General features: G+C 41.1%; 14 protein-coding genes. 1 reads left to right on the forward strand and 13 read right to left on the reverse strand.

Annotation, left to right across the window (positions count from 1 at the left end; translation table 11 throughout):
- Positions 1-22: 22 nt before the first annotated feature.
- The 11 genes from UB51_RS09600 to UB51_RS09650 form a co-directional block, all read right to left on the reverse strand.
- Positions 23-2,566 carry a hypothetical protein gene (locus UB51_RS09600; RefSeq protein WP_052675838.1) on the reverse strand — a complete coding sequence of 848 codons (2,544 nt, stop codon included), beginning with the start codon at positions 2,564-2,566 and terminating at the stop codon, positions 23-25.
- A 264-nt stretch (positions 2,567-2,830) separates the two neighbouring features.
- Entirely contained in the window at positions 2,831-4,195 is a 1,365-nt protein-coding gene (locus tag UB51_RS09605) for a HAMP domain-containing sensor histidine kinase (protein ID WP_044877110.1), read from the reverse strand.
- The gene (locus UB51_RS09610; protein WP_044877111.1) at positions 4,192-4,866 is read right to left on the reverse strand and encodes a response regulator transcription factor; all 675 of its coding nucleotides are present in this window, start codon (positions 4,864-4,866) and stop codon (positions 4,192-4,194) included. Before UB51_RS09610 ends, UB51_RS09605 begins: the two co-directional genes overlap by 4 nt.
- Positions 4,867-5,018: 152 nt before the next feature.
- Positions 5,019-6,173, reverse strand: a complete 1,155-nt coding sequence (locus UB51_RS09615) for a HAMP domain-containing sensor histidine kinase (protein ID WP_044877112.1) — start codon at positions 6,171-6,173, stop codon at positions 5,019-5,021.
- On the reverse strand, positions 6,166-6,858 hold the full coding sequence (locus UB51_RS09620) for a response regulator transcription factor (RefSeq protein WP_044877113.1): 693 nt from the start codon (positions 6,856-6,858) through the stop codon (positions 6,166-6,168). The genes UB51_RS09615 and UB51_RS09620 overlap by 8 nt, the downstream gene beginning before the upstream one ends.
- Positions 6,859-7,221: 363 nt before the next feature.
- The gene (locus UB51_RS09625) at positions 7,222-8,229 is read right to left on the reverse strand and encodes an LLM class flavin-dependent oxidoreductase (protein ID WP_044877114.1); all 1,008 of its coding nucleotides are present in this window, start codon (positions 8,227-8,229) and stop codon (positions 7,222-7,224) included.
- 57 nt (positions 8,230-8,286) lie between these two features.
- Entirely contained in the window at positions 8,287-9,168 is an 882-nt protein-coding gene (hslO, locus tag UB51_RS09630) for an Hsp33 family molecular chaperone HslO (protein WP_044877115.1), read from the reverse strand.
- A 43-nt stretch (positions 9,169-9,211) separates the two neighbouring features.
- Positions 9,212-9,436: a DUF896 domain-containing protein gene (locus tag UB51_RS09635; RefSeq protein WP_044877116.1), complete on the reverse strand. Its 225-nt coding sequence runs from the start codon at positions 9,434-9,436 to the stop codon at positions 9,212-9,214.
- Between the two features lie 23 nt (positions 9,437-9,459).
- Entirely contained in the window at positions 9,460-9,942 is a 483-nt protein-coding gene (locus tag UB51_RS09640) for an RrF2 family transcriptional regulator (protein WP_044877117.1), read from the reverse strand.
- A 315-nt stretch (positions 9,943-10,257) separates the two neighbouring features.
- Entirely contained in the window at positions 10,258-10,974 is a 717-nt protein-coding gene (locus UB51_RS09645) for a thioesterase II family protein (protein ID WP_044877118.1), read from the reverse strand.
- Positions 10,975-11,156: 182 nt separating this feature from the next.
- A complete protein-coding gene (locus tag UB51_RS09650) occupies positions 11,157-12,062 on the reverse strand; it encodes a LysR family transcriptional regulator (RefSeq protein ID WP_044877119.1) in 906 nt (301 codons plus the stop codon).
- A gap of 117 nt (positions 12,063-12,179) precedes the next feature.
- On the opposite strand from UB51_RS09650, the gene UB51_RS09655 reads away from it, so the two are divergent.
- The gene (locus UB51_RS09655; RefSeq protein WP_044877120.1) at positions 12,180-12,800 is read left to right on the forward strand and encodes a histidine phosphatase family protein; all 621 of its coding nucleotides are present in this window, start codon (positions 12,180-12,182) and stop codon (positions 12,798-12,800) included.
- A gap of 251 nt (positions 12,801-13,051) precedes the next feature.
- Here the strand turns inward: UB51_RS09655 and UB51_RS09660 are convergent, their stop codons facing one another.
- A complete protein-coding gene (locus UB51_RS09660) occupies positions 13,052-13,762 on the reverse strand; it encodes a transaldolase (protein ID WP_144406991.1) in 711 nt (236 codons plus the stop codon).
- 2 nt (positions 13,763-13,764) lie between these two features.
- A complete protein-coding gene (locus UB51_RS09665; RefSeq protein WP_044877122.1) occupies positions 13,765-15,138 on the reverse strand; it encodes a PTS ascorbate transporter subunit IIC in 1,374 nt (457 codons plus the stop codon).
- Positions 15,139-15,143: the final 5 nt, after the last annotated feature.

Raw genomic sequence — 15,143 nt, forward strand, 5'->3', positions numbered from 1 at the left:
GTACTGTGATATAAATGAAGTCCTATTCCTCGATTACCTTTAGCTTCTCATAGGTTAACGAGTATGTCTGGCTAGCCAATTCTATCCGCTCACCTTGTAATTCATCATATAACGTTAATTTATAGGGGCCACCGTACAGATCTTTGTACATATTACTGTTGAAGGTCATGGTAAACGAATTATTACTTCCTTCCGTCAGATCCGTTCCTAGGACTACAGCTTTTTCCTGGGACTTGCCATAAGGGTCTGTCATTTTGAGCATCAGCTTGTGGTTGAACGTTCCCGTGTCGTAGCTGCTGTCCTTGAGCAGGTCGTAATTTAACACAATGCTAATAGTGTCACTACCTTCCATATGCTTACCATCAGATCCTTTGATAGATAAGGTATACGGGTACAGCGCAACATTCGTCAAATTCGCCACTGACTTTTGAGGACTAAGTGCCAGAGAAGCTATGTTGATAAAGCCGGTGGTCTCTTGTCCCGGTTCGCTCAGCTTGTTCCCTGTGATCCCCGGACCTACATAAAGAGCAATATCCGAGGTGCTCACCGACTTGGGCAGCTTCGTCCAGAAGGTGATTAATTGTTTGCCGCTAGGGGCAGCAGAGGCATCTGATTGGTTGGACGCCGCTTCGTACAACTCGCCATCTGCAGTCTTGTAGTATGCTTGAAGACGTGCCATCTTGCTTTGTCTTTTCTCCTCACTGCTCATGATCATCTCCGTATACACGATGTTTGAGTTAACCCCTTCATACACCGTTGTCTTGTTCTCTTGGACTTTAGCGTTTTTGCCTTTACCGGTAACCGTATAGCTTCCTCCACGATCAATTTTTTCCACAGCATTCATCGTGCTCTTCGTGCTGAGTGTAAGAAACGGAACATTCTCCTCGTTAGATATAGAATATAGAATGACTTTCAGACTATTAAATTTCATGGTGTAATCAACTTTAGCGAGCACATAAATTTCGGCTGTCTCGCCCGGTGCCAATGCCGTTGATTGTTTGTCCATAAATAGCTCCGTCGAAGACGTCAAATCTTTGTTATCCACCTTCAATGCTCCCTTTAAGTCAGGCAGAGAAAGCGTCACCGACTGGGTGTTAACAATTCTTAATTTGGCTACAACGATATCATCGTCCTTCCAGGGAAAGCGTTGTAGCGATTGAAGACTATAGGTGAAGGAGCCATGAGGATTCGTAGTTTTGTACTCCAACCCGCTGTGCGTATCCGGACGAGGGGTGTACGGAATCGTATAATAAGCGACGGGAAACGTCAGCTTAGCTGTTGCCCCCGGGGTTGCTGTTGTATCTGCGGTGACTGCCTCAATCATTTGCAACTGCAGTGTATTCTGCTCCACCTCAAGAGGGAGCTGTGCTGTAAGCTGGATTATCTTTTCTTCCAAAGGCTTTAAGGTCATTCCACTTAGAGCCTTCGCATTGATTGGGAAGGTCTTTCCTTTTGAGGATTTGACAGCAAGCTCATAAGAAGGCAAGGTTACGGCCTTGTTACCTGAATTTTTCAAACGAAACTGAATAGACCATATCCCCATATCATTTTCTGCATATACCGTTGCGTTGTTCAGCTGAGTTTCGATTGTATTGTTGTTGATTAATATTTTCTTGACAACACCCTTGCCTACGGTTAGGTCAGGAACCTTTGCCGCCGGAAGTTTATAAGAAGACTTTGGAAGTTCTAGCTTCAGGGTCTCATCTTTTTGGACAAATTGCAGCTTCATGTTATCCGTTTTTAGATAGGCGGGGATCTCTGTCAGATAGTAGATCACCTTTTTCTCCTGAGGCTGAATTTTATAGGCTACTTGAGAGCTATCCAGCGCTAGTTCAAACGAAGTACCTCCTGCCGAGACCAGATATGCCGTATAGCCCGGGTCGCCGAGTACTTTTTTTCCTCTGTTGGTCAGGCTTATTCCAACCTTGGCATATACTTTTCCGTTATGTTTATTGATTTGCAACGACTCGGTATTCGCTGTAACGGGAATGTCGTTTATCGTGGTAGTCAAACTCTTGCCGCTTGCAGCAGTTGGGGAATAATTAGCCGGTAGACTAAATGTACCTACTTGCTTCAAATATCCCTTGGTCTTGGCGTCCCAAACGTACATTGGGATTTTCACACCTTTCAGTGAATCCGTCTTCCCAACATTGACATAGTACGTCACGCGCAGGCTTTCTTTGGAAACCACTTTCTTCTTGAGCGCATCTCCGGTGACTGGGTTGCCTGGAATGACGGATCCGGCCGGAGTCACAACTCTGGAAAAATAATGGATCATGTTCATATCGCTGTTGCTTCCGTTAGAATAGTTCAGTGTGTAGGTTAGGATATTCCCCTCCGCCTGAGGCCAGATATTGACGTCCTCGAGTGTAGCTTTGATATTGCTACCTATCTGAATGTAGCTCAAGCTGTTAGTTGTTTTGTTAGCTGTCACAGCAGATATCGTGGTACTGATATCGTTGGAAGCTCCTGAGGCGGCAGAGACCGTGTATCCGGGCAACTGACAAATGACAAGTGTGCTTAATAGCAAAGCATTGTATGTATTTCTATTTCTATGTTTAATCATTTGTTCCCCTCCAAGTATAATTTCTAGAATAACTATAATGGTAGACGCCAAGGTAATGGTATCAAAAATGTAATTCTCTCGTTTGTCCCTAAGAAACCGTGAATATCTCCCTTATTAATCTCTAAATTAACTTTCTTCCTACCTCTTGATCCGTAACGTTTGGACAAATCATGGGTTATAATGAATTCATTCAATCTGATTACCTCGATACTTATCATAACTACCGAGGCTTAAGAAGAAAGATGGCTTTTGTTTAAGTTTCGTTTAAATTTCTAGATTTTTCGGATATACCTGCACCCGTGTCCCCTCTTCAGAACTGATAATATCCCATTCCAGCCCCATCTCTTTGATCATAATGGAGACGATGGATAGACCAATTCCAGCTCCCTTCTCACTGGATTTAGCTTTCATACCAGGTCCTTTGTCTTCAATGATAAGCATAACTCTTCCCTCATGTTCCTCCATAGATACAGCAATGTATTGACCTTTTCGTGCGTGTCTCACGACATTCTGAAACAAGTTGTCCAAAATCCGGTTGAACCACTCAGAGTCAATACACCAGTAAACGTCTTTGTCGGCTAAACATACCTTCACTTCAAATCCATCCTTTTCAAACAGGGGGTACCAGGACGCAAGGGATGCGCGAACTATTCTTACGATATCTGTTTTTCTCATCCCAAGTGGATATTTCCCTGCGGATAAAAGTGTATAGGACAGTAAATTCTCAATAAGCTGACCTAAATAATCAACCTTCGCTTCAATGATTTGAATGGATTCTTTGGCCTTCGTACTTAAAATCTCCTTGTGTAGAGAATAGGCATGACCCCGAATAGTTGTTAACGGTGTACGCAAATCATGCGACAAATTTGTAATGAGCTGCTTACGTAGTTGCTCCCCCTCCTGCTCTCTCTGTCTACTCATATTCAATTCATCGATCATATGATTGAATGCACGTTCCAATTGTCCTATCTCATCCTTCTTGTGTACAATAATCGTACGTGGAATCCCTGTCTCATCGACTTCTGTCATGGCTTCTCGAAGATTCACAAGCCGTTTGCGTATTTTGTAGAACAGCAGTCCCGTCGCAAATATGAAAAAAAGAAATATAATAAAAATGAATACTAAAACAACCCAATTATTGTTGGGTTCACCATCACTCTTCATCAGTGAACGTGGAATTTGAATAACCATGAAGCCTTCGTCCTGTGACTCTCCGATGAGAGATACAACGGTAAAGGGATCTGAACTTACACTTTTCTTCATAAATTGAATGCTATAGCCTGAAGTCCATTGATTCGGAATTAACTCATTCTTAGGAATCATCTGCTCCGTTGTACCTGCTGCATTAACCCAGAATATCCCTGATTTTGGATACCGCTGATGTAATGTTTGCAACTGCTCGTTTATCGTCTCTCGGGATGCGCCCTTTAGTTTTTCCGCTTCACCTTTCCATATTTTCTCTATCTCATCGCCATTTGCATAAATATACTGATCCACTTTATTCTTAGATATAATTTCTGTTGGTAAATAAAAGAGCAGCGCAGTAACCGGAAGTATTAAGGGTAAAAATAGAAATGCAACCATGATAATAGTAAGGAACCTAGCTAGCAGAGAATGGCGAAATTTCATTGTTTCACCCTATATCCAATTCCACGAATGGTCTCAATAATCTCAGGATTACTAGGATCACTCTCTATTTTTTCACGAAGATGACGTATATGTACCATTAATGTTTTGTCACCTTCCGAATATATTTCTCCCCACACCGCCTCGAAAATTTGTTCCTTCGTTAGTATTTGATTCGGATGACGTAATAAGTAATTGAAAATTTGAAATTGTTTGCCTGTTAAAATAATTTCCTGCTCTGTCCGTGTATCGATGATTCTTTTCTCATTAAGATAAATACGAACATGCATAAGTTCAATCATTGCAACAGAGACTTTCTCAAAACGTCGTAGTAACACCTCAACCCTAGCGGCTAATTCCTCAGGATGGAAAGGCTTCGTAAGATAGTCATCAGCAAATTGAAGCCCTTGCAGCTTATCCTCTATCGAAGCTCTTGCTGATAGCATTAAAATCGGTGTTTGGGGAAAGTCTTTTTTCAATCGCTGCCCCACGGAAAAGCCATCAAGTCCTGGTAGCATAATATCTAGTATGACTAAGTCGCTTGTGTCCATTTGCTCCATCGCACCTTCACCAGAAGTCAGCCAACAGACGTCATATCCACGACCAGCTAGATCATCGTTCACCCAACCTCCAATTTCAAGATCATCCTCAATATATAATAGGTTCTTATTCATCGAATCTTGTATCCTTTCACTCTATATAAGTTAATAGTATGTGGTATTTCAATGACATTTCGTTTATATTACCAGATTGTATAGGAACATGTCCTATGCTTGCCATCACATAACAAAAGAACCCTTATTGAATAAGAATTCTTTGATAAGTACTATATTGTTTCAACTCTTATTACTTGCTGATCGCCTTTAACATCTTTAACTTTCATCGATATTTCATCGGTACGTGGTAAACGCACTTCAAAGAGCGTACGAATCAGACTACTTTGGACAGAAACAGTTCCATTATGCTGCACCACGATATTCTTCGTAATGAACAAGCCGAGACCTGTACTCCCCACTCGATGAGTTCGTGCTTGGTCACCGGTATAGAACATATCAAAAAGATGCGGCAACTCTTCTGGGGGAATACGATCTCCATAATTGACCACTTGAACCACCACATCGTCTGCATCAAGATAGCCGTTAATATCTACAAACTGACCATCATTTCCATAACGAATGGCATTGGTCAATAGATTCTCAAATACACGTGCCAACAGGTCTCCGTCACCATAAATCATTAAATGCGGAGTCACATTCAATCTAGCTACTAAATGGCTTTTCTCAAAGCTAGGATATAATTCTTCGTTTAATTGTATAAGCAGTTCAGTCAGATCGATTTGTCTTTTTTCAATGGTAAGCATGCCGTAGTTCATTCTAGTTATTTCGAATAGTTCGTCAATAAGTTTCTCTAAACGTTGAGACTTGGCAAAGGCAATACTTGTATAATGTCTGACTTGTTCTGAAGTTAGATGATCGTCCTTAAGAATGTAATCTAAATAACCTAAAACAGAAGTCAGCGGCGTACGCAGATCATGAGCCAAATTCAAGACTAATTGATCCTTACTGTTTTCTGCAAAATCTCCTCTTTCTACAGCCTCTTGCAATTTTTCACTAGCCAGATTTATGTCCTTGGCAACATCCCCGAATTCATCATTGGATGAAATATGAACTCTACTTTTAAAGTCGCCATTGGCGAGATGATGAATTCCATTGGAAATCTCACTGAAATAAGTGGCATAACGCTTCGTCAAAAGAAAGAAAAACAAAATCGCAAGCGGGATAAAAATAATCAAAAATGAGTTAACATCCCCTATCTTCCTTATGAAATAACGAATAGGAGTCAATGGATTCTCAAACTTAAGAGTACTATAATACAACTGGAGAACTTTATAGATCATAAAGGTAATGGTAGCGGATATAACCATGCTTAGACCCAATAACATAATCATTTTAGAACGAAAACTTCGTAGCATTTTAGCCATTGAATGTATAACCCACTCCCCAAATGGTTTTGATAAGTTTGTTTTTATTTATATCCTCTCCAAGTTTCTTTCGCAACGTACGAATATGAACCATGACCGTATTACCACTTTCATAGTAGGCTTCCCCCCACACCTGTTGGAAAATATTTTCCGCGCTATAGACTTTCTTAGGATATCTAGCTAATAGATACAAAATATCGAACTCCTTCGGCGTTAGTTCGATGACCTTACCGTAAAGGAAAACGGTGCGTTGATCAGGATGAATAACCAATCCACCCTCCTCCAAAACAGGTTTGTCTACTTCTGGTTGATTCAACTGCATGGAACGCCGTAGCTGAGCATTCACACGAGCAACCAATTCCATCGGGTTGAACGGTTTGGTCATATAATCATCCGCTCCCCTCACCAGTCCTGCGATTTTATCCAGGTCGGAAGTTTTGGCACTCAAAAAAATAATAGGCATTTGATATTGTTCTCGAATTTGTCGGGTTACTTCAAAACCATCCAGTTTGGGCATCATAATATCTAAAATCGCCAAATCAATAGAATGCGTCTGCACAGCATGAATAGCTTCCTGCCCATCAGATGCTTTAATGATATGGTAACCCTCCTTTTTTAAATGTAATGCAATTAGATCTGCAATTTCTTCCTCATCATCAGCTATCAAAACAGTGATACGCTTCATTGTATCCACTCCTTTTATAAGGTTAACATTCCTACTATTCTATTACATTGTTGTGATGAAACTATTAAATTAGACCGAAGATACTTTTTTCATTGTAGATCAGTTACTTCGAAATTGGAATTATTCTTTCTCTCCATCACATCTCCATATTTAATTCGAATGGGCAATTTGTCTATAAAAAATACCTAGAGTAACTTCTGCCCGAAGCTACTCTAGGTATCATTATTCCTCTATCAAAACAACTAAGATGCTACCGGATCTATTGCATGTACAGTTGAAGATACTAACCTTTTTGTCGAAATTTACGTAGCGTGTTTTTTCGCAATGCTACCGGTAACTTTAATTGTTTCTATACGTTACCCGTTATGCTTTCATTCCCGTGACATCAGTTACAATTTCATAGGAACGGAGACGAGCTTTTTGATCATAGATCATCGAATTAATAATCATTTCATCGGCTTGAGTCTCATCCAGAAATGCTTGAAGCTGTGCTTTCACTTCATCTGGGTTCCCAATAATCGACGATTTCATCTGGTTCATGAGAAGTGCTTTTTCGTGTGGTGTCCAAATGCCTTCCATGGAATCTACGGGTGGAGCTAGTTGTTCCGGCTTGTTACGAATTAAGCTTAAAAACTGCTGTTGATGTGAGGTTGCAAGAAATTGCGCTGCCTTTGTTGTATCTGCTGCATAGACATTTACGCCTACCATAGCATAAGGCTTATCCAATACTTCTGACGGTTGAAAGTGGTCACGGTATTGTGCAAGAGCTGGTAATGTATTATCTGCTGAGAAATGGCTCGCAAAAGAAAAAGGTAAGCCTAATTTAGCAGCTAAAGCAGCACTAAAACCACTGGATCCCAAAAGCCAAATAGGAATCTCTTGTCCTTCTCCAGGAATAGCTCTTACACGATTGTGTTTGGAGCCCTCATCTAAATAACTCATTAACTGCTCTAACTGTTCCGGAAACTCTTGTCCATTACTTCCATGATCACGACGAAGAGCCATTGCCGTATATTGATCACTTCCAGGTGCTCGACCTAATCCCAGATCGATACGTCCCGGATACATGGCTTCAAGTGTACCGAATTGTTCTGCAATAACGAGTGGAGCATGATTAGGGAGCATAATTCCACCGGAACCAACGCGGATTTTTTTGGTACCCCCGGCCACATAACCTATCACGACTGAAGTTGCTGAGCTAGCGATCCCAGGCATACTATGATGTTCAGCAAGCCAATAGCGATTATAGCCCCATTCTTCCGCATGCTGTGCTAAACTCAGTGTGTTTTTAAATGACTCGGTAGGCGAGCCGTCCTTTCTAATTGCTGCCAAATCCAATATAGAATAAGAGATTTGATTCAGTTTTTTCATAGTATCTCAACTTCTTTCTTCTCGGAGTGTATTGATTGGAGCATCTTACTTGAAACGTTATTGAATAGCTGCTTCCAATAATATTTCTAGATCTTCTTTCGTGAAAAAGTAGCCTTCATTGCAAAAGTGGCATTGTGCCTCAGCCTGTCCATCGGTATGGATCATGTCCTGAATCTCGTCACTTCCTAAACTTACAATGGCATTAGATAATTTTTCTTTGGAACATTGGCATTGGAACTGAATAGGCATTTTCTCTAACACTCTTACATTCCCATCCCCTAATACTTGATCAAGGATCTGTTCAGGCGTCATCCCTTGCCGAAGCATTGAAGAAATGTTAGGGATTACCTTCAGCCGATCTTCAATGAAACTTATAATCTCCACGTTACTACCCGGCATGAGCTGAACGATAAAGCCCCCAGCTGACTGAATGGTATTGTCTGAATTGACAAGGACGTCCACGCCGACAGAAGAAGGAATTTGTTCAGAATGAACAATATATGAAGTAAAATCTTCTCCCAGCTCCCCCGATACGAGAGGAACATGTCCGATAAAAGATTGTTGTAATCCAATATCTTTTGAAACTGACAGCATTCCATTCGTTCCAACCGCTTTTGCAACATCTAATTCACCAAGATCATTTGGATCAACATGAATCTGAGGATGTTTGACATATCCTCTAACCTCCCCTTTGGCATTCGCATCAACGATAATCGTCCCAATTGGACCGCCACCATCAATTTTTGTCGATAGTTTTTCCTCACCTTTAAGCATCGCACCAAGCATGACACTAACCGTCATAGAACGTCCTAATGCTACAGAAGCCGTTGGCCATGTATTATGGCGACGTTGAGCTTCACCTATGGTTTCCGTTGTTGTGACTGCATAAGCACGAACTTGATCTTGATAAGCTAGTGCTTTTACTAAGTAGTCTTTCATAATAATAATCCCTTTCTACTGTTCCCAACGTATTAGACGATCCTTATCTCGATGCCTTATCTTGCACTATACGAACTTTATCTGGTGTAACATCATTTCCAAGCGGATCGAGCACAGTCAATCCTGAAATCGTATTAAGAACTTGTCCCCTAATTTCACGCAAGTAATCTTCACGTAATACTTGTTGCTCAACCCGTTCACTATCGGTTAAACCTTCTTCACGTTGCTTTTTTGCTAATTCATTAATACGACTTAAGTTTGTAATCATCTTTATCCCTCTTTTGTATAATTTTATAAGACCATATTTTCTTTAACCCATGCTTGTAAAGATTCAACCTCCGTTTTAAAACGTTCTTCGCGAATTTCATCATAAAAAGTTGCAACGGTTTCTCTCTTCAATACAGATTTCCAAGAGTTCTCAGCTTCTTCCATTAAATCAGTTAATAAACAACATTGATCTTCTATATTTAGCTCAAGCATATCGTTCAAAGTACCACTGGCAGAGTAAAGTGTCTGCTGTCCTTCAATGGCAAGATAAATATCATATATCCGAATTTCATTAGGTTTTTTCTTTAATTTAAAACCACCTTTTACTCCTGGAACAGAAGTAATCAAGTCGGCACTAACTAACTTTCTTAATAATTTTTGGAAATACGTTGCTGAAGCACATAATTGTTGACTGATCGCTTCTCCAGGCAAAACCGCCTTGTCTGGCAACATATTCAATAAAAGAATAGCATAAACCGATTGTTCAACACCTGTTTTCATATGCATCAAAATCACCTCTATTTGGCTTTTGTATTGTTGAAAATTTCATTCTCTAGTCAATTATTCTTGATAAAGAGACTTGATTCAGATCACTATAATCTAAACCGGATAATCATTGTCCGATTTAGATTATAATATACTAGAATTTAATAAAAGTAAAACGAATGAGACTGACCTGTTATTTCCGGTTGCTAAGTGAAATCGAATTAGAGCGTCTTCTAGGGATAACAAAAAACCAATCAAAACACGAAAATAACGTGTTTTGATTGGTTCACTTTTATGGCTCTATCGTTTCCGTTAGAGCCAATAGGATGTTAGCGCTTAATACTGCATGAGCCGACCTGCGTTCGCCAGCTTTAGTACGATCTTGCTATATACCTCATCCATATAATTCAGGATGTAAAAATGTGTGCCGGGATATACCACAAATTCGCAGTCCTGTATCGTTTTGTCCGCCCACGGCTCCACATCCTCCCGGTTTACCGTATCATTCGTACTGTATAGGATCGTTAAGGGACAATCAATTGGTTGTTTCATTTCATAACGGTGATTCTCGATTATCGAAAAATCCGACCGCAGGATAGGCAGTACGTACTCCTTTAGCTCTTTATTTTTGAACACTTCATCTGGAGTTCCGCGATAATCCATTATTTTCTGGATAAAGGCATCGTCGGAAAGATGTGAAGTCGGTTCACTGCGCTTTTGCTCATGCGGACAACGGGTTGATGAAAGAAATAGGTGCTCCGCTCCCCTATACCCTGCCGCAACGAGACGGCACGCTGTTTCATAAGCAAGTAGCCCTCCCATGCTATGTCCGAACAACGCGTACGGGCCACCTGCATTGTGCAATTCCACATAATTACATGCTTCGTCGACAGCTTGAGATAACGTCTGGTAGTTCGGGTCACTTGCCCTGCTCCCTCTTCCTGCAAGTTCAACTGGATATACCGTAATCTCTCCGCGCACCTGCGGCCATTTCTTATAAAACATTGCGGAACCGCCCGCATATGGAAAACAAAATAAATTCACATTCGTCATTTACATTCCCCCTTATACTGCTTACTTACCTGATTCATTGACAACTGCATTGTAAAACGATCAGATAAGTCTCTTTCCGAAATTGAAATATGTATTATTATAGTATAATTTACTAATATATCTTAACTAGATCTTTTGATTAAAACAAGAGTTCTTTGGAATGGTTTCGAATGACTCCCTCACTATTTTGAATTTATACCATCCAAATTTTCATGCACAATGGATATAAACGCTTTAACACAAGGCTCATATTTTTCATTTTTACGTGTACACAACGAAATCGTATTCATAGCAAACAGCTTATCCACATACACTCTTGCCAGCTCTCCTCGCCGGATAAACTCACTGGCAGCTAAAGAAGATATAAAGCTTGCACCGTAACCAGAAGCTACGGCATGAATCGTCTCGTTCAGTCCGCTGAATTGAAGCGCTACTCTTGGGGACTGAACCCTGTTAGTCCTGCATAAGGCGAACAACCTCTCCCGAGTTGCACTTCCTTCCTCTCTCATGATAAAAGGCTCCGTAACCATCTGACTGAACGTAATGTGCCGATTGGCAAACTTGTGGTCAGGAGCAACAACAAACCAAACTTCATCTTTATAGAGCTCCTCCCGCTCCACTTCTTCAGGATAAAATTCAGGCTCTCCTCCGCAAATGGCGATATCCACCACATAATTCATCAGTTTATCAAGGACTTCCTGCGAATTGGCAGTGGTAATCGTTACCTCTGTTTCTGCATAATTGCTTTTAAATCTGGCAGCCCATTTGGGAATCAGAAAGCTTGTGGCCAGATATGTTCCCGCCACATGCAATTTGCCGCTTCCGTGAATTCGATAATCTTCAATCATCGACTCGATTCGATTCTCCAAGGTGAACAACCTACCCACAGGCTCTATCAGTTTTTGTCCAATCAAAGTAAGGGCTACCCCCCTACCTTTGGGCTCGAACAAGACTACATTCAATTCCTTCTCAAATTTCTTGATCTGAGCCGTAATCGCAGGCTGGCTTATATTAAGTCGGGCTGCCGCCTGGGTAACACTTCCCGTTAAGGCAATCGTATAAAATATTTTTAGAGCGTGTAAATTCATGAAATCCCCTCCACTTCATATAACTTTTATTTATATAAAATATAAAATATATATTATTATTATATACTTTGAAATAGTATACTCAAGACATGAAATTTATACATTGGAGGAATTACTTTGGCAGAGACTACTTTATATTTGACAAGACATGGACAAACGGAGTGGAATTTACAAAAGAAAATGCAAGGGCATCAGGATTCATCTCTTACAGAATTGGGGGTTCTTCAAGCGGAATGGCTACATAAGAGGTTAGAATCTGTATCATTCGATGCGGTTTATTCAAGTTCCAGTCCACGAGCATTCCGAACCGCCCAAATAGTGGCGGGGAACAATAGGGGAAGTATTACGCAAATGGACGAGTTAAAGGAAATCAATATGGGACTATGGGAAGGACAGCAAATTGATTTTATACAGGAGCGTTATGCGAAAGAATATTTTGAGTTTTTCAATAGTCCCCATTTGTACCAGCCAACAGGTTCAGGAGAAACATATCAGGAGCTACTAGACAGAAGCAAAGTTGCTATAGACCGAATTCTATCCTTATATCAGGGAGGAAATGTACTCATCGTTACTCACCGAATAACCTTGAAAATGATCCTAGGCTACTACGGTAATAAAACGATAGAACAACTTGCAAGCCTGTCGGATATTGAGTCAACCAGTCTTTCCAAAATTTCAATAAAAGACGATATCCCCTCTGTTGAAATGTATGGAGATATATCCCATTATGATCAATAATCTTTAATCATGTATTCAGAGGATTAACGGTTGCACCTCTATACTCTAATTGCAAGATTCAGAAAATGGGGAAGCAACACAAGAAAAAACCGAGGTTTAACCTCGGTTTTTTGATAATGTGCAGAAAAGATAGGTCTTTTGCCAGCTACAACATTCAAACCTTGATGTAATTTCTCCGTCCACCTTCGTATAATTGGATTTAATTACGGTATTATTTTCTTAGAAGTCGGTATGACAAAATGATCTTGAATTTATACAATGGAATAGCCGAGCATTTGAATATCTTTGGAGAACATCTGTACTGTCTCTAGTGAGATTTGCTCCAATCCCTTGCCAACATTGGGCAGCTTGCTCAAGATGGCCGGGGTACAGGTAATAATATCGCATCCGCATTGGTCCGCCTGAAAAATGTTAAGCAATTCTCTCGGACTTGCCCATAGTAGCTCGGTTCCCGCTTTGGCATGACAGATGGCTGCAGCCTCTTTCATGACCGGTACAGGGTCTACTCCAGAATCAGCCATTCTTCCTGCAAATACTGAAACCACATTAGTCGTCCCTTGTGCAAAGGCATTCACCGTCTCCCGAACCTGAGTAAGCGTTAAAATTGCCGTAATATTCAGTGAATACCCTAGTCCCGATAACTTGCGGATTAAAGGAATAGAGGTTTCTCCCCGAGAGTTGGTAATGGGGATTTTGATATACACATTCACTCCCCATCCAGCAATTTTTTTCGCTTCTTCCTCCATAACGGCGAAATCATCCGAAAAGACTTCAAAAGAAATCGGTCTATCTGGTATATTCTGCAGCACTTCCTTAGCAAACTCTTCATAGTCTCGGATTCCGGCCTGCTTCATCAAAGTAGGATTTGTCGTAAACCCCTTTATGTTGCCGGATCGGTAAGCCTCCAGCATATCCTCTACAACTGCCCCATCTGCATAAATTTTAATTTTTAGATTTTCCATAATCAGGCTCCTTTAGTATCTTCATAATTGTTTAGCGTAACCGATTTGGTCTTGATAAAATTAGGGATTAACAGAATAATTACTAATATAGCTACAATAACGTATATTCCCGTTGGACCAGCTTGACCAAGAGTAATACCAAGTATGGCAAAATCAACATCTCCGAAGGTCGTGTTAGCGAAACCTAGATTACCAAGCACTGGAAGCAGGAGAGCAGGAAGGAAGGACAGCGCCAAACCATTGACAAAGGAACCTATTATTGCTCCTTTGCGACCTCCTGTCGCATTGCCGTATATCCCTGCTGTTGCTCCACAGAAAAAGTGGGCAACGAGTCCGGGGATGATAAGCACTCCTCCCCCCATACCTAGAATTAGCATCCCGATTACGCCGCCAATGAAACTACAGACGAAACCGATAATGACAGCGGTTTGCGCATAAGTAAAGAATACCGCACAGTCGACCGCAGGGATGGCATTAGGAATGATTTTGGTTGCAATGCCTTGGAAAGCGGGAATTAAATCAGCCAGAATCATCCGTACACCCGAGTAGACGATTGTTACACCGATAGCAAACTTCAACCCCGTCATAACGGCGAACAAATACGGCGACATACCATCAGATAAAGTCGATGTAAATTCGGGTCCGGCCGCAAATGCAGCGATTAAATAAAACACAATCATGGTTAAAGCCGTTGAAATCGTCGTATTGCGAAGGAAATTCCATTTTTCCGGAATATTTATCTTTTCCGTGCTATCTTCGGGTTTACCGACTCTCTTACCAACCCAAGCCGCCAAATAATAACCCAAGCTTCCGAAATGGCCCATGGCCACTTCATCTCCGTCAGTAACCTTCAGGGTGTATCTTTGACCGATCGCTGGTGAGATTGCACTCCATGCGCCTAGAAGGAAACCGCCTACAACAATCAAGAGAGCGCCAGACATCCCTGAAGTACCTAGAACCGCGGATAAAAGGCAAGCCATAAAGAAACTATGATGTCCCGTTAGAAATATATATTTATATTTGGTGAAACGGGCGATCACTAGATTGAGCACCAGACCGAGCACCAGAATGGACATGGTTTCTACTCCGAGTATCTTTTGCGCTGAGGCTACGATGGCCTCATTGTTCGGAACGACGCCCTGAATATGAAACCCCTTCTCAATCAATGCTCCCAGCGGATTCAGATTGGCAACGATAAAATCTGCTCCCGCACTGAGCATAATGTAACCGAGAATGGGTCCCAAGGTTCCAGTTAATACCTTGTGCCCTGGGCTTTTTAAGGCAATCAACCCAATAAAGGACATAATCCCGATCAAAAGAGCCGGCTGGGATAAAACATCCTTTATGAACTCCAACAACCCAGATATAAAGCTCATCATTG

The sequence above is a fragment of the Paenibacillus sp. IHBB 10380 genome (genome assembly GCF_000949425.1).
Classification (GTDB): domain Bacteria; phylum Bacillota; class Bacilli; order Paenibacillales; family Paenibacillaceae; genus Paenibacillus_AQ.

Bases quoted from the DNA above. Each gene is read 5' to 3' on its own strand.
- UB51_RS09660 (WP_144406991.1), bottom strand. From the start codon at position 13,762: ATGGAAAATCTAAAAATTAAAATTTATGCAGATGGGGCAGTTGTAGAG.
- UB51_RS09600 (WP_052675838.1), bottom strand. From the start codon at position 2,566: ATGATTAAACATAGAAATAGAAATACATACAATGCTTTGCTATTAAGC.
- UB51_RS09650 (WP_044877119.1), bottom strand. From the start codon at position 12,062: ATGAATTTACACGCTCTAAAAATATTTTATACGATTGCCTTAACGGGA.
- UB51_RS09625 (WP_044877114.1), bottom strand. From the start codon at position 8,229: ATGAAAAAACTGAATCAAATCTCTTATTCTATATTGGATTTGGCAGCA.
- UB51_RS09635 (WP_044877116.1), bottom strand. From the start codon at position 9,436: ATGATTACAAACTTAAGTCGTATTAATGAATTAGCAAAAAAGCAACGT.
- UB51_RS09620 (WP_044877113.1), bottom strand. From the start codon at position 6,858: ATGAAGCGTATCACTGTTTTGATAGCTGATGATGAGGAAGAAATTGCA.
- UB51_RS09610 (WP_044877111.1), bottom strand. From the start codon at position 4,866: ATGAATAAGAACCTATTATATATTGAGGATGATCTTGAAATTGGAGGT.
- hslO (WP_044877115.1), bottom strand. From the start codon at position 9,168: ATGAAAGACTACTTAGTAAAAGCACTAGCTTATCAAGATCAAGTTCGT.
- UB51_RS09605 (WP_044877110.1), bottom strand. From the start codon at position 4,195: ATGAAATTTCGCCATTCTCTGCTAGCTAGGTTCCTTACTATTATCATG.
- UB51_RS09665 (WP_044877122.1), bottom strand. From the start codon at position 15,138: ATGAGCTTTATATCTGGGTTGTTGGAGTTCATAAAGGATGTTTTATCC.
- UB51_RS09645 (WP_044877118.1), bottom strand. From the start codon at position 10,974: ATGACGAATGTGAATTTATTTTGTTTTCCATATGCGGGCGGTTCCGCA.
- UB51_RS09615 (WP_044877112.1), bottom strand. From the start codon at position 6,173: ATGGCTAAAATGCTACGAAGTTTTCGTTCTAAAATGATTATGTTATTG.
- UB51_RS09640 (WP_044877117.1), bottom strand. From the start codon at position 9,942: ATGCATATGAAAACAGGTGTTGAACAATCGGTTTATGCTATTCTTTTA.